Origin of the sequence: Streptomyces scabichelini (assembly GCF_011045015.1) — a bacterium.
Taxonomy (GTDB): Bacteria; Actinomycetota; Actinomycetes; order Streptomycetales; family Streptomycetaceae; genus Streptomyces; species Streptomyces scabichelini.
The window spans coordinates 19,169-32,741 of record NZ_JAAKZY010000052.1 but is presented as its reverse complement, the minus strand read 5'-3'; the positions used below and the strand labels follow the sequence as shown (position 1 = coordinate 32,741).

Sequence of the window (13,573 nt, the reverse complement as noted above, 5' to 3'; positions counted from 1 at the left end):
GCACGGACGGAGCCGCCCGGCCTCACCAGGTCGGTCGCGCCGACACCCCGCCGTCCACGACCAGGTCGTGCCCCGTGATCCACGAGGCCATCGGGGAGGCGAGGAACACGCAGGCGTCCCCGACGTCCTCCGGGCGGCCAAGGCGGCCGGTGGGAACGGCCTGTTGCCAGCGCTGTACGCCGTCCGGCCATGCCTCCGCCAGTCCGGCGCGGTCGATCAGGCCCGGCGAGACGGTGTTGACGCGGATGCCGTACGGACCGTACTCCAGGGCCGCCGACCGTGCGTGCATGACGACGGCCGCCTTGGACGCGGAGTAGTGGGCGTGCAGCGGGGCGGGGTGCGTGGCCTCGATGGAGGCGATGTGGGTGATGCTCCCGCCGTTGCCCTCCCGCATCACTTCGGTGGCTGCCTGCGTGCAGGCGAACACGCTCGACAGGTTCGTGTCGACCACCGCCCGCCAGTCGGCCACGGTCATGCCGGGCAGTTCCTGGACCGGCTGTACGCCCGCGTTGTCGACCAGTGCCGTCAGGGTGCCGCCGCCCCAGTCCGCCGCCTCGCGCACCAGACGGTGACACTCGGCCTCGACGGAGAGATCGGCGTGCAGGGCGATCGCGCTGCCGCCCGAGTCCTCGATGAGAGCGACGACTTCGCGGGCCCCCTCCTCGTCCGTACGGTGGTGAACGGCCACCGCCGCCCCCGCCTCGGCGAACCGCAGCGCGATCCCCCGCCCGATGCCACCGGAGGCCCCGGTCACCAGCGCCACCTGTCCCGCGAGCAGCCCGTTCACGGTCGGCTCAGCTCGGCGATCCGCGCCGCCTCCGCCGGGTAGCGGGCGGTCAGCTCGGCCGCGTCCCCGTGCTCGTACCCGCCGAACGTGAACCCGGGCGCCATCGTGCACCCGAAGAACGACCAGGCGCCGCCCGGTACGACCCGCGCGCCCATCCAGGTGCCCGCGGGCACGGTGTACTGGATGTGCTGCTTCCCACCGAGCACATCCGGGCCGAGGACGATCGTGCGGGACGTACCGTCCGGGTCGAGCAGCAGCATCTCCAGCGGATCGCCGAGGTAGAAGTGCCAGATCTCGTCGGTGGGAAGCCGGTGCATCGCCGAGAAGTCCTCCGGTTCGGAGGTCAGCAGCACGACGATCGCGGTTCCCTCGGGCCGGCCGTCGGCACGCTCGGGTCCCGCCCAGGTCTCCCGGAAACGCCCGCCCTCCTTGGGAATCGGCTCCAACTGGTAGTGCGCGACAAGGTCTTCAGGAGTGATGTCATAAGCCACAGGCCCACCTTGCCCTAACAGGAGTCACTGATGCATCACGCGCCCCGTGAGGGGGCGTTCAGAACCTCTTTCCTCTGACGGGTCCCCTGACGGGTCCTCGGACGAGGAAGGCGAGCCGCGCCCGCTTCTCCGGCAGGTACACCTCAGGCAGATCAACCGCAGGCAGCACGATCTCGGGCCCGAGCTCAAAGCCCTGCCGGACCAGACGTTCAATCGCCTTCACATTGCGCACATCCGGCTCGACGACGACACGCGACCTGCCGAGCCCGCGCAGCACAAACGTGGTGAAGGCGTTGATGAGGCCGGATGAGTAGCCAGTCCGCTCCCCTCGCCGAACGGGACCTATGAGCAGGTGGACGCCGATGTCACCCGGCTCGGGCTCGTAGCACTCGCTGACCCGGTCGGCCTCCGGTTCGTACGTCTGGAAGAGCGCGGCCGGCACACCGTCCAGGACCGCGAGAAACGCGTGGTGCGTGTCCAGCGAGTCCAGATGCTCGTACGTCTCCAGGACCTGCTCCTTGCTGAACCCGCCCATGCCCCAGAACCGGGCCCGCTCCGCGGTCACCCACCCATGGATCACGTCCAGGTCGGCCTTCGGCTCGACAGGCAGGACGCGGACCGTGCCGAGTCCGCCGACGACCTGCTCGTGCACAGGCCGACGGCCCTTCCCGTACGGCTCAGTCGTCATCGTTCTCCTTCTCCCTGGTCAGCTGATCGAAGTCGGTGATCACGGGGGCGAGGTCTCCCGTGAGCCACAGGGGGAGCTGGTCCCGCTCGTGCGGTGAGCCCGGGACGCCCGACGCTCCGAACGGGACCACCCAGAGGCTGTTCTCCCGGCGCGCGACGTCCCATACGTAGCGGGCGGCGGGGCCGCGCGCGGCCCGGTCGGTGATGCCGGGGACGGCGGAGGTGCACAGGACACAGTCGTGATCGCCGGAAAGGGCGGGTTCCTGGTCGTCTCCTTGGTCGTCTTCCTGCTCGTCTTCCTGTTCGTCCTCGTCGTCGTACGCCGCCGGGTCCGGGAGCGCGCGCCAGGCGGCGAGGCGGTGTGTGTCGCCCCAGGTGCGTTTCGGGGCGTCCGCGGCCGTCTCTTCCACGGCCTTCTCTTCCGCGGCCACCTCTTCCACGGCCGCGCGTACGACTTCGGCGCGGTCGATCCCGTACAGCTCCTGCGCGGTGAGGAGGTTTTCGAGGGCGTAACCGACGCGGGGAACGAGGTCGAGCCAGGGGCGGAGGACCTCCGGGTAGGGCGGAGGGTCGGTGAGACAGGCCAGTGCCGGGTGCGCGGCGAGGCGTCGTACGACGGCGCTGCGGAGGGCCGCGTACGTCGCCGCCTCCGTGCTGTCGGACTCCATGTGGCGGTCCCAGCGCAGGAGCCGGTCGCGCAGGGCGGCGGCGTCCGGGGTGAGGCCGTCGAGGGCGGTGACCTGGTCCAGCAGGGGCTGGGCGGAGGCGAGATGGGTGTCCGTGTGGAGGGCGCCCATGTCCTCGGTGGACCAGTCCTTCCTCTCCTCCAGGAGATGGCGCAGGCGCGCGGCCCGGTGCGGTGCGGCGAACTCGACGCCCAGCGGGGTGGCGGGGCCGCGCTGGTTCGCCATCACGGCGATGCCGTCGTCGACGGTGCCGCGCGGCATGGGCGCGTACCAGCCGCGCCACGCGTGGCCGGGCTCCCAGGCGGACACGATCCGGACCCCGTTCTGCCGGCCCCGCAGCGGCACCCGGCCCGCCACCCGGTGCAGCAGGCCGCCCTCGGTGTCGGCGGCCAGGACGACGTTGACGGGCTCGGCCCAGTCGTCGAACGCCCGGTCCACGTCGGCGACTCGGCGGGCGCGGAGGAGGGGGAGGAGCGCACTGAACCCGAGGTCTTCGGTGACGCGGGGTGGATAGCGGAGGCTGACGGGCCCCTCGTCGTCCTTGCCGCCGTCCTTGCCGCCGAGTGCGCCGTCGACCGCGCCACCGATTGCGGCACCGATCGCGCCGTCGATGATGACGGGGCCGCGGTCGGTCTCGACGACCTCGACCTCGACGGGGTCGCCACCGGCCACCTCGACCAGCTCCACGTGCCGGAGCACGGGCCGCCACTCCCCGTCCGGGCCGAGCGCCTCCACCTGCTCCCCGGGCTCTTCGCGCTCCCCGAACCCTCCGTGTTCCCCGTACTCCCCGGTCCTGCGCAGCCGCTCCCGGTACAGGTCCTGGTAGTCGGCCATCGCATTGGTGATCGCCCACGCCACCGTGCCCGTGTGCCCGAAGTGGGCAAGGCCGGGGACGCCCGGCACGGCGAGGCCGACGACGTCGAACTCCGGGCAGGACAGGTGGACTTGCTGATAGATGCCGGGGGCCTCGATGAAGCGGTGGGGATCGCCCGCGATGACCGGCTGCCCGGTGGTAGTGCGCTCGCCGGTGACGAGCCAGCCGTTGCTGCCGGAGGTGCCGGGCCCGTCGGCGGCGAACAGCCCGACCGCCTCCGCACCCAGCCGCCGTACGACCTCCTCCCGCCACAGTTTGGCGGGAAAGCCGGCGAAGAGGATGTGAGCGCCGAGCCAGACGCCCAGCGGGGTCCACGGCTCCCAGCGGCCGGGCGCGAGGCCGACCCTCGCGAACTCGGGGCTGCGGCGCGCCCCTGCGGTCAGGCCCTCGTTGACCCCGTCCACGTACGCCCGGACCCAGGCGGCCGTCTCGGGGTCGCGTCTCTCCAGGGCCGCGAAACAGCGTCTCGCGGTGTCGTCGAGCCGGGCCTGTCTCGCGAACCGGTCCCAGGGGACGGCGTCGGCGCCGAGGAACGCGGCCGAAGTGCCCTGCGACCGGTGTCGCTCGAACTCGATCTGCCAGGCGCGGTCGACGGCGGCGTTGCGTCCCTGCGCGAAGGCCAGCTCGTGCGCGCTGTCCGCCCGCAGGTGCGGGATCCCCCAGGCGTCGCGATAGGTTCCCGGGTTTCCCGGGACTCCCGGGCTCGGGCGCTTCCCGGCGTTCCTCGGGGGCTTCCCAGCGTCCACAGTTCCTCCACAGCTATTAGGTTAGGCTAGCCTAACTACGACCGGATCAGAGTCGTACGGAGGGTGGACGCCATGGCGCAGGGTCACGGCTGGGAGGGCGCGGTCCTCAAGCTCCTGCGGGGCAAGGACTTCGTGTTCACGGTCACGGGGTCCGAGCAGGTCACCGAGCACTACCGGCGGATCCACCTCACCGACGGCGGCATGCTCGCCGCGACCGGCGTCCACCCCACGATGTGGGTACGGCTGTGGTTCGACAACGCGGGCAAGCCGCATCAGCGTGCGTACACGCTCGTCGACCCGGATCCGGCGGCCGGCACCTTCGGCCTTGAGTTCGCACTCCACGACGGGTGCGCCAGTGACTGGGCGCGGGCGGCGAAGCCCGGGGACACCATCGAGGCGACGGTCCAGGGCACGGGCTTCCAATGGCCCGAGCCCGCGCCCTCGCACGTCTTCGCGATCGGCGACCCGGCGTCGCTGCCCGCGCTCAACTCCCTCATGGACGCGGTCGGTTCGGCCCCCGCCACGGTGTGGTTCGAGACGCCGTACGACACGCTCGACGGGCTTCCGCTGCGCCTGGACCCGTCCCGTCACGACCTGCGTACGGTGCCGCGGGTGGGCTCCGGGGCCGAACTCGTCTCCCAGGTACGCGCGACCCTCCCCGGCCTCCTCAAGGACAGGGACCCGGCAGAGACGTACGTCTGGATCGCCTCGGACACGGCGACGACGCGATCGCTCGCCGCGTACGTCCGCAAGGAGATGTCGGTGCCGAAGCAGCGAGTGCACGCCTTGGGGTACTGGCGGGAAGGGTCCCGCGCCCCTTAGGGGCGCGGGGCTGTGACATATGCGGCTCCGCCGCGGGGCGCGACCAGCCACGACGGACCCGCAGCTTCGAACCGAGTTTCCAGCGGAGCGCCATCGTGGGCGTGAAGGGGCGCACGGAGGCGCACGGAGCGATCATCAGGGTATGGACGTGACCCTTCACCTCGCTCAGCAGCCCGACGCCGACGAACTCCTCGGGCGCAGTCCGCTGGCCGCGCTGGTCGGGATGCTGCTGGACCAGCAGATTCCGATGGAGTGGGCGTTCGCGGGCCCGTACGCGATCGCCCAGCGGATGGGCGCGGACGATCTCGACGCGCACGAGATCGCGGCGTACGACCCCGACGCCTTCGCCGCGATCCTCTCCACCAAACCGGCAGTGCACCGCTACCCCGGTTCGATGGCCAAACGGATCCAGCAGCTGTGCCAGTACCTCGTGGAGCACTACGACGGAAACGCGGCCGCGCTGTGGGAGGACGTGGACAGCGGTGCGGAACTCCTCAAGCGCCTCAAGGCCCTCCCCGGCTTCGGCACCCAGAAGGCCCAGATCTTCCTCGCCCTGCTGGGCAAACAACTCGGCGTACGGCCGGAGGGCTGGCGCGAGGCCGCCGGCGCGTACGGCGAGCCGGAGTCGTTCCGCTCGGTCGCCGACATCACCGGTCCTGAGTCGCTGGCGCAGGTACGGGCGCACAAGCAGGAGATGAAGGCGGCGGCCAAGGCGGCGAAGGCCTCCGGCAAGTAGAGAGCGTCTGAGGGGAACGATCACCGGGTTCACGCGGCGCCCGCCCTCGCCCCGTACGGGCCGTACGGGCGGAAATACATTTTCGCCGGGCTGTTTCGACCCCCTAGCTTCGCCCGTATGACGACCTCGTTCGGGCCCGCCATCGACACCCGTCCCTTGTTCGTACGTGAGCGGCGGGCGTTGCTCGACCTGCTCGGCTCGCTGGAGGCCGAGGACTGGGAGCGGCCGACCGTCTGTCCGGGCTGGGACGTACACGATGTGGTCGGCCATGTCCTCAACGACTACATGCGCCGCCTCTCGGGCATCCGGGACGGACACGGCGGTGCGAAGTTCGCCGACGACGAGACGCTGCCCGCCCACCTGGCGCGCGTCAACGGCGTCTTCGTCGAGGCGACTCGCCAGTGCAGCCCACGCCTGCTGACCGAACTGCTCGCTCACCTCGGCCCGCAGCTCGACGAGGTCTGGGCTGCCGCCCGGCTCGACGCGCCCGCCGGTCTCGACGTGTCGTGGGCGTCCACCGACGAGCCAAGTCCCGCCTGGCTGGACATCGCCCGCGAGTACACCGAGTTCTGGGTGCACCAGCAACAGATCCGCGATGCCGTGGGCCGTCCCGGCGCCGACGCCCCGGATCTGCTCGGTCCGGTGATCGACACGTTCATGCGCGCTCTGCCGCACACACTCCGCACCGTGGACAGGCCGCGGGGGACCACCGTGCGTTTCGACGTCACCGGCCCCGCGGGCGGCACATGGTGGATCGCCCGCGGCGCGGACCGCTGGTATCCCGAGGCGCCCGACGCGCCCGACGCGCCCGGCGTGGAGGCCGCGGCGCATGTCTCGATGCCCCAGGACACGCTGTGGCGGCTCGCCACCCGGGGCATCCTCCCCGAACAGGCCCGACGCCACTCCGCACTGGCCGGAGACGAGTCTCTGACCACGGCCGCGACCACGCTCCTCGCGGTGGTCGCGTAGTGCCGGCCCCCACGGAATTACCGTTTTGCTCGGCTTTACGGCGTGTTTTCCAGGGGCGACTACGCCGTCATGGCTGCGCCCGGAAGGTCATGACCGGTAGGCTTTCCGTGTGATCTTCAAGCGCATCGGAAACGGCCGGCCGTACCCCGACCACGGCCGGGAAAGCACCCGGCAGTGGGCGGACGTCGCGCCGCGCCCGGTCCGCCTCGATCAGCTGGTGACGACCAAGGGGCAGCTCGACCTGGAAACACTGCTCGCCGAGGACTCGACGTTCTACGGCGACCTCTTCGCGCACGTCGTGAAGTGGCAGGGCGATCTGTACCTGGAGGACGGCCTGCACAGAGCCGTCCGCGCCGCCCTCCAGCAGCGCCAGGTGCTGCACGCCCGCGTCCTCGAACTCGACTGAGCGGGCCCAGGGGCCGAGAAGGTCGACGGGCGCGGATTCCCCGTTGGGCCTTTCGGGTTGGACTGAGCATCAGGCAATGATCGTCTAGTAGGCATTGCCACCCAGGCGCACTACGCTGCGCCCATGAGCATGCTGACTCCCCCTGGCATGGGCGGCCAGTACAAGATCACGGGGGACAAGTTCCCGCGGATGCGCAGAAACCGGGGGCGCCGCAGGCTCGTGTTCGCGGTCATCGCCTCGGTCGCTGTCATCGGTCTGCTCGGCTGGGGAACGATGCAGCTCATCGACGTGTTCACGGGCGGCGGCAAGGCCACGGCCGCGGGCTCGGCGGCGGACTGCGCGGCCTCTCCGTCACCGTCCGCGACACAGCCGGTCAAGTCCCTCCCCAGGCCCGGCCAGATCACCGTGAACGTCCTCAACGCCACCCCCCGCAGCGGCCTCGCCAAGAACACCGCGGACGAGCTCAAGAAGCGCGGCTTCAAGATCGGCACGGTGGGCAACGCGACGAAGGAGTACGACAAGAAGGTCAAGGGTCCCGGAATACTGCTCGGCGCCGAGGCGGCCGGCAGCGCCGCGCTCCCCGTGCTCCAGACCCAGTTGGCCGGCGCTCAGCTGAAGACCGACGCCCGCCCGAAGCCCGCCGAGATCGACCTCATCATCGGCAACGGCTTCAAGCAGCTGGCGAAGAAGGCGGACGCCGACAAGGCCCTGACCACACTGGCCAGGCCCGCGCCGACGCCCTCACAGACGAAGAACAACTGCTGAGAACCGCTGAGAACAACTGCTGAGAACAACTGCTGGGAAGAACTGCTGACGAGCCGTATGAGGGTCGGCCGTATGAGGGTCGGCCGTATGAGGGTCGGCCGTACGAGCGTCGGCCGTACGAGGGTCGGCCATATGGGGGTCGGCCATATGGGGCGCTGTGAGCCTTACTCGGCAAGCCCGTACATCCGGTCCCCCGCATCTCCGAGGCCCGGCACGATGTACCCGTGCTCGTTGAGCCGCTCGTCGACGGACCCCGTCACGACGGTCACCGGCGTACCGGCCAGCTCACGCTCCATGACCTCGACGCCTTCCGGCGCGGCCAGGAGCACCACGGCCGTCACGTCGTCGGCGCCGCGCTTGATCAGTTCCTGGATGGCCGCGACGAGGGTGCCGCCGGTGGCGAGCATGGGGTCGAGTACGTACACCTGACGGCCGGAGAGGTCTTCCGGCATGCGGTTCGCGTACGTGGACGCCTGGAGCGTCTCCTCGTTGCGGATCATGCCCAGGAAGCCCACCTCGGCGGTCGGCAGCAGGCGCACCATGCCGTCGAGCATGCCGAGGCCTGCCCGCAGGATCGGTACGACCAGGGGGCGCGGGTGGGACAGCTTGACGCCGGTGGTCCCGGCCACCGGGGTCACGATGTCGACCTGCTCGGTGCGCACGTCACGGGTGGCCTCGTAGGCGAGCAGGGTGACCAGTTCGTCGGCCAGCCGCCGGAAGGTCGGGGAGTCGGTGCGCCGGTCGCGCAGCGTGGTGAGCTTATGGGCGACCAGAGGGTGGTCGACGACATGAAGACGCATGCGGCCAGGGTATCCGGGCCTCCGCCGCCCACCAGTGCCCTGTTATGGGGCTCTGTCCCGAGCCCCCTCAAACCCGAACCGGCATCAAACCGCTCATCAGCGGGAAGGTGGGAGGGACGAACTGGGGTGGTGGGCCTATGCGGAACCGGGAACGGAACCAGAAAGCGGACCAGCCTCCCCGACGGGGAACCTCCGGTCGGGGCGCGACGGCGGAGGCCGCGAGCCGCTCCGCGCCGCGAGCGCCCGCCGGTCGGGGAACAGCTGGCGAGCCCGCAGGCAGCTCAGCGCCACGAGCGCCCGCCGGCTGGGGCACGCCGCGGGAGACCTCCGGCCAGGCCGGTCAGGTAAGTCAGGTAAGTCAGGCCGGTCGGGTAGCGCGCCCGCCGGGAACGGCCGCCGGAGGCCCTCACCCCGAAACGCCCGCCGACGGTCAGGCGCAACAGGTCGCCGCCGGAGGCGTCGGCGGCGCGCCCGAGAGTGATTCCGCGGGTGATTCCGAGAGTGCTGCCGAACGGCGTAGGCGGCGGGCGCAGTTCCTGCGGGATCTCACGGAGGCGCGCGAGTTGCGTGACCGGGTGCAGCCGCGCCGCGCCAAGGCGGCACGATTGCGCCACGCCATGCGCATGCGCACGTTCCGCTGGTAGCCGGTGGGCCACGGCAGACCCGTACAGGTCCAGCCACTGGAGGGGTGTCCGGGGCGGCATCGGGAAGCCGTGTGCATGGCTGAGCCGTCCTCGGCGTACGATCCCGCTGACGGCGGGCGCCGAGCGCCCCAGGTGAGGTGCCACGCGTACGGACGCGGAGACGCGACCGGGACACAGCGAGCCGAAGACCTCTCCTGAACGCTCTGTTTCTGCCACGATTCCGAGTGGGCGGGGCTCGGAGCAGCACTCCCCGTCCGCAACCTCCGCCGGGGGGACCCCCAACCGGCACGCCTATGACCAGTGGGAGAGTCACGGTGTACTTCGCCGCACTGCTCGCGCGCACCGAAGACGGGTGGGAAGCGAGCGACACAGAGCTCGACGATGTGGAGACCCTGTCGGATCTGGCCGACCTGGCCCGCGAAGCCTCGACCGACGACGACACGGTCCTCGTACTCATCGAGCAGGAGGACGCGTGGTTCGGCGTCGTCCGCGTGGACGGCGAGGAGGACCCTCGTATCTACGTCTCGGACGCCGCCGCCGCTGCCCGCAGCTCGTATGGCGAGATCCTGCTCACGGACGAACTACTCGGAAGGGAGCCTGGGGAAGACGATGTCGCGGACCTGGACTCCCTCGACCTCGACGGCACGGAGGACGGTGAGCCCGAGACCGATTCCGACGACGATGACGACGTCGCCGGCACCGCTTCGGGCGAGGCCGTGCCGATCGGACCCATCGGAGACCGCGAAGTCCTCGCCGACCTGGGCGTGGACGAGAAGGAACTGCTCGCCCTGGACAGCAACGACGCACTGAACGAGATCGCCGACGTCCTGGGCGCCGCGGAGGTCCTGGAGACCGTCCGCTGAACGCTCAGGAAGAGCACGACGCTCAGGAGGAGTACGACCCCGTACGCGACCGCTGGCGGGCCGCGATGCGGCTCGCCCTGGACGAGGCCGAACTGGCCGTCCGGGGCGGGGATGTCCCCGTCGGCGCCGTTGTGCTGTCCGCGGACGGGACGACGGTGCTCGCCACCGGACGCAACGAACGCGAGGCCACCGGCGACCCGACGGCGCACGCCGAGGTCCTCGCCATCCGCCGCGCCGCCGCGAAGCTCGCGGGGTGGCGGCTCACCGGCTGCACGCTCGTCGTGACCCTCGAACCCTGCACGATGTGCGCGGGCGCGATCGTGCAGTCCCGAGTGGACCGCGTCGTTTACGGCGCCCGCGACGAGAAGGCCGGCGCGACCGGTTCCCTCTGGGACGTCGTACGCGACCGGCGCCTCAACCACCGCCCCGAAGTGATCGGCGGCGTACTCGACGAGGAGTGCGCCCGCCTGCTCACCGACTTCTTCCGCACCCGCTGAACCGGCCGGTCACCGAACCCGCCCCGAACCGGCGGCCGAATACGGATTTCAGAGCACGCCCCGATGTGGGCTAGGATCTCTCCCGGTAGCGTGTCCGAGCGGCCGAAGGAGCTCGCCTCGAAAGCGAGTGTGGCGCAAGTCACCGAGGGTTCAAATCCCTCCGCTACCGCTTCGGAAGGGCCCCGTCGAGAGACGGGGCCCTTCGTGCGTGTGGAGACATGCGTGTGGAGACGTGCGTGGCGACACGCGTGTGGAGACATGTGTGCGAAGACGTGCGCGTGGAGACGTACTTGCGGAGAGTGCGTGCGTAAAAACGGTGTTCGGACAAGTGCCCGAGTTACACTCACCGCCGGCAAACACCGGCAAACAGGGGTCCCGGCGGGGCAGCAGGTACAGGGGAGGCCGCGGTGGCGGTGAATTCGAAGAAGATCGCCGTCTATGCGCTCGTGGTCTTCGTGCTCTACGTGATCATCACCGACCCGGCCAAAGCCGCCGACTACGTACAAATAGGCTTCGAGGGCATTTCCAACGCCGCCCAGGCCGTCGGCGACTTCATGTCGTGGATCGCCGACGGGGCCAAAAACTGAGCCATACGTCGACACATACAGCCCCGCACCGGAATGGTGCGGGGCTGAAATGCGTCTTATGCCCCAACTTGCAACCAACACGACTCTTTGCGGTGCTTGCGCACAGTGGACATGTCTTGTGATGCTATGACCGCTTTTGACGGATGAGTTGATGGACAAAGAGGTGGCGTTGACCGTGTCGGCCAGTACTGCGCCGCCCCAGGAAGAGGCCCCGGTCCCGGCGACCGCCCCCACGCCTGCCCCTGCCCCCGAGAAGCGCCGCGGCGCCGACACCCGGGCGCTCACACAGGTGCTCTTCGCCGAGCTGAAGCAACTGCGGCCGGGCACGCCCGAGCACCACCGCGTACGCAGCGCGCTCATCGAGGCCAACCTGCCGCTCGTGCGCTACGCCGCCGCCCGCTTCCGCAGCCGCAACGAACCCATAGAGGACGTCGTCCAGGTCGGCACGATCGGGCTGATCAACGCGATCGACCGGTTCGACCCGGACCGGGGCGTGCAGTTCCCGACCTTCGCGATGCCCACCGTCGTCGGCGAGATCAAGCGGTACTTCCGCGACAACGTCCGCACCGTGCACGTACCGCGCCGGCTGCACGAGCTGTGGGTGCAGGTGAACAGCGCCACCGAAGACCTCACGACGGCGTTCGGGCGCTCGCCCACCACCGCCGAGATCGCCGAGCGGCTGCGGATCGCCGAGGAGGAGGTGCTGGCCTGCCTCGAGGCCGGGCGCTCGTACCACGCGACCTCCCTGGAGGCGGCCCAGGAGGGCGACGGGCTGCCGGGTCTTCTCGACCGGCTCGGTTACGAGGATCCGGCGCTGGACGGGGTCGAGCACCGGGATCTCGTACGCCATCTCCTCGTCCAGCTCCCCGAACGGGAGCAGCGAATTCTGCTGCTGCGCTATTACAGCAATCTCACCCAGTCGCAGATCAGCGCCGAACTGGGTGTCTCCCAGATGCATGTGTCAAGGCTCCTCGCCAGGAGCTTCGCCCGGCTGCGATCCGCAAATAGGATCGAGGCATAACTCGCGGGAGCGAATCGCCCTTAAGGGCATTTCCCGACAGTTCTGGGTCGAAAAACAGCCAGACCCTCTTTATCCAGGGCCGATTCACCCTCTCCATGTCGACATGTCACTACAGCGTGTTGCCGACATGTGACATTCTGCCGGAAGCGCGTTTGCCGCAGCTCCGCCTCCGGTATTCAGGTGGAGGCTGCGTTCCTTCGACGGGAGCGCCCGCCGCGACCGTCCGCGACCCAAAGGGGGTGGCATGTCCGCAGATCAGGGCAGCTCGAAGGTGCTCACGCTCGCGCAGAGCGAGTCCGCGCCCGACGCGCTTCACAGTGTCGATGTACCGGTCCTCCCGGCTCCTCCGGCCCCGCCCCTCCGGGCCTCGGAGGCCATCGACACTCGCACCCTGTCCCGCTCCCTGTTCCTGCGGCTCGCCGCACTCGACGAGAACAGCCCGGAGCGCGCCTACGTCCGAGACACCCTCATCGAGCTCAACCTCCCGCTCGTGCGCTACGCGGCAGCCCGCTTCCGCAGCCGCAACGAGCCGATGGAGGACATCGTCCAGGTCGGCACGATCGGCCTGATCAAGGCGATCGACCGCTTCGACTGCGAACGGGGCGTGGAATTCCCGACGTTCGCGATGCCGACGGTCGTGGGCGAGATCAAGCGCTTCTTCCGCGACACCTCGTGGTCGGTGCGGGTTCCGCGCCGGCTCCAGGAGCTGCGGCTCGCGCTGACGAAGACGAGCGACGAGCTCTCCCAGAAGCTGGACCGCTCCCCGACGGTGACCGAACTCGCCGCCGTACTGGGCGTGTCCGAGGAGGACGTGGTCGACGGCCTGGCGGTCGGCAACGCGTACACGGCGTCCTCGCTGGACTCCCCGGCCCCCGAGGACGACGGCGGCGAGGGTTCCCTGGCCGACCGGCTCGGCTACGAGGACACGGCCCTGGAGGGCGTCGAGTACCGCGAATCCCTCAAGCCCCTGCTCGCCAAGCTCCCGCCCCGCGAGCGCCGCATCATCATGCTCCGCTTCTTCGCGAACATGACCCAGTCCCAGATCGGCGAGGAGGTCGGCATCTCGCAGATGCACGTGTCGCGGCTGCTGACTCGGACGCTGTCGCAGCTGCGCGAGGGCCTGATCTCGGACTAGGCGGACTTGTCGAGGTCTCGCGCAGTTCCCCGCGCCCCTAAGGGGCGCGGGGAACTG

Annotated in this window: 16 protein-coding genes and 1 tRNA gene; 11 read left to right on the top strand and 6 right to left on the bottom strand. The window is 70.1% G+C overall.

The genetic code is table 11. The features are described from left to right. Positions 1-22 precede the first annotated feature (22 nt). From G5C60_RS18375 to G5C60_RS18360, 4 genes are all read right to left on the bottom strand, one after another. A complete protein-coding gene (locus G5C60_RS18375) occupies positions 23-787 on the bottom strand; it encodes a glucose 1-dehydrogenase (RefSeq protein WP_165260556.1) in 765 nt (254 codons plus the stop codon). Beyond that, positions 784-1,266 (bottom strand): cupin domain-containing protein, encoded by a 483-nt coding sequence (locus tag G5C60_RS18370; RefSeq protein ID WP_165260592.1) that lies wholly within the window; start codon positions 1,264-1,266, stop codon positions 784-786. Before G5C60_RS18370 ends, G5C60_RS18375 begins: the two co-directional genes overlap by 4 nt. A 70-nt stretch (positions 1,267-1,336) precedes the next feature. Continuing rightward, complete coding sequence (locus G5C60_RS18365; protein WP_165260554.1) at positions 1,337-1,966, bottom strand: GNAT family N-acetyltransferase; 630 nt, start codon at positions 1,964-1,966, stop codon at positions 1,337-1,339. Then, positions 1,956-4,271, bottom strand: coding sequence for a penicillin acylase family protein (locus tag G5C60_RS18360; protein WP_165260552.1), 2,316 nt, complete (start codon positions 4,269-4,271; stop codon positions 1,956-1,958). The genes G5C60_RS18365 and G5C60_RS18360 overlap by 11 nt, the downstream gene beginning before the upstream one ends. 72 nt (positions 4,272-4,343) lie before the next feature. On the opposite strand from G5C60_RS18360, the gene G5C60_RS18355 reads away from it, so the two are divergent. From G5C60_RS18355 to G5C60_RS18335, 5 genes are all read left to right on the top strand, one after another. Next, the gene (locus G5C60_RS18355; protein WP_165260550.1) at positions 4,344-5,093 is read left to right on the top strand and encodes a siderophore-interacting protein; all 750 of its coding nucleotides are present in this window, start codon (positions 4,344-4,346) and stop codon (positions 5,091-5,093) included. A gap of 142 nt (positions 5,094-5,235) precedes the next feature. Next, positions 5,236-5,829, top strand: a complete 594-nt coding sequence (locus G5C60_RS18350; protein WP_165260548.1) for an HhH-GPD-type base excision DNA repair protein — start codon at positions 5,236-5,238, stop codon at positions 5,827-5,829. A 117-nt stretch (positions 5,830-5,946) separates the two neighbouring features. Beyond that, positions 5,947-6,798 (top strand): maleylpyruvate isomerase family mycothiol-dependent enzyme, encoded by an 852-nt coding sequence (locus G5C60_RS18345; RefSeq protein WP_165260546.1) that lies wholly within the window; start codon positions 5,947-5,949, stop codon positions 6,796-6,798. 109 nt (positions 6,799-6,907) lie between these two features. Next, on the top strand, positions 6,908-7,204 hold the full coding sequence (locus G5C60_RS18340; RefSeq protein WP_003999914.1) for a type II toxin-antitoxin system VapB family antitoxin: 297 nt from the start codon (positions 6,908-6,910) through the stop codon (positions 7,202-7,204). A gap of 123 nt (positions 7,205-7,327) precedes the next feature. Further along, entirely contained in the window at positions 7,328-7,969 is a 642-nt protein-coding gene (locus G5C60_RS18335; RefSeq protein WP_241266897.1) for a LytR C-terminal domain-containing protein, read from the top strand. 164 nt (positions 7,970-8,133) lie between these two features. Here the strand turns inward: G5C60_RS18335 and upp are convergent, their stop codons facing one another. Both upp and G5C60_RS51165 read right to left on the bottom strand, forming a co-directional pair. Then, a complete protein-coding gene (gene upp, locus G5C60_RS18330) occupies positions 8,134-8,769 on the bottom strand; it encodes a uracil phosphoribosyltransferase (RefSeq protein WP_165260544.1) in 636 nt (211 codons plus the stop codon). A 281-nt stretch (positions 8,770-9,050) separates the two neighbouring features. Then, positions 9,051-9,383, bottom strand: a complete 333-nt coding sequence (locus G5C60_RS51165; protein WP_206439676.1) for a hypothetical protein — start codon at positions 9,381-9,383, stop codon at positions 9,051-9,053. A gap of 344 nt (positions 9,384-9,727) precedes the next feature. On the opposite strand from G5C60_RS51165, the gene G5C60_RS18325 reads away from it, so the two are divergent. From G5C60_RS18325 to G5C60_RS18300, 6 genes are all read left to right on the top strand, one after another. Beyond that, a complete protein-coding gene (locus tag G5C60_RS18325) occupies positions 9,728-10,276 on the top strand; it encodes a tRNA adenosine deaminase-associated protein (RefSeq protein WP_165260588.1) in 549 nt (182 codons plus the stop codon). 65 nt (positions 10,277-10,341) lie between these two features. Continuing rightward, positions 10,342-10,773 (top strand): tRNA adenosine(34) deaminase TadA, encoded by a 432-nt coding sequence (gene tadA / locus G5C60_RS18320; protein WP_165260542.1) that lies wholly within the window; start codon positions 10,342-10,344, stop codon positions 10,771-10,773. A gap of 84 nt (positions 10,774-10,857) precedes the next feature. Next, positions 10,858-10,942 (top strand) — tRNA-Ser (locus G5C60_RS18315). A gap of 238 nt (positions 10,943-11,180) precedes the next feature. Beyond that, positions 11,181-11,360: a hypothetical protein gene (locus tag G5C60_RS18310; RefSeq protein ID WP_165260540.1), complete on the top strand. Its 180-nt coding sequence runs from the start codon at positions 11,181-11,183 to the stop codon at positions 11,358-11,360. A gap of 151 nt (positions 11,361-11,511) precedes the next feature. Continuing rightward, positions 11,512-12,381, top strand: coding sequence for an RNA polymerase sigma factor SigF (locus G5C60_RS18305; protein WP_165260538.1), 870 nt, complete (start codon positions 11,512-11,514; stop codon positions 12,379-12,381). Between the two features lie 244 nt (positions 12,382-12,625). Continuing rightward, positions 12,626-13,516, top strand: coding sequence for an RNA polymerase sigma factor SigF (locus G5C60_RS18300; RefSeq protein WP_165260536.1), 891 nt, complete (start codon positions 12,626-12,628; stop codon positions 13,514-13,516). Positions 13,517-13,573 lie beyond the last annotated feature (57 nt).

Bases quoted from the DNA above. Each gene is read 5' to 3' on its own strand.
- G5C60_RS18300 (WP_165260536.1), top strand. From the start codon at position 12,626: ATGTCCGCAGATCAGGGCAGCTCGAAGGTGCTCACGCTCGCGCAGAGC.
- G5C60_RS18305 (WP_165260538.1), top strand. From the start codon at position 11,512: ATGGACAAAGAGGTGGCGTTGACCGTGTCGGCCAGTACTGCGCCGCCC.
- G5C60_RS18365 (WP_165260554.1), bottom strand. From the start codon at position 1,966: ATGACGACTGAGCCGTACGGGAAGGGCCGTCGGCCTGTGCACGAGCAG.
- G5C60_RS18335 (WP_241266897.1), top strand. From the start codon at position 7,328: ATGAGCATGCTGACTCCCCCTGGCATGGGCGGCCAGTACAAGATCACG.
- G5C60_RS18345 (WP_165260546.1), top strand. From the start codon at position 5,947: ATGACGACCTCGTTCGGGCCCGCCATCGACACCCGTCCCTTGTTCGTA.
- upp (WP_165260544.1), bottom strand. From the start codon at position 8,769: ATGCGTCTTCATGTCGTCGACCACCCTCTGGTCGCCCATAAGCTCACC.
- G5C60_RS18350 (WP_165260548.1), top strand. From the start codon at position 5,236: ATGGACGTGACCCTTCACCTCGCTCAGCAGCCCGACGCCGACGAACTC.
- G5C60_RS18355 (WP_165260550.1), top strand. From the start codon at position 4,344: ATGGCGCAGGGTCACGGCTGGGAGGGCGCGGTCCTCAAGCTCCTGCGG.
- tadA (WP_165260542.1), top strand. From the start codon at position 10,342: ATGCGGCTCGCCCTGGACGAGGCCGAACTGGCCGTCCGGGGCGGGGAT.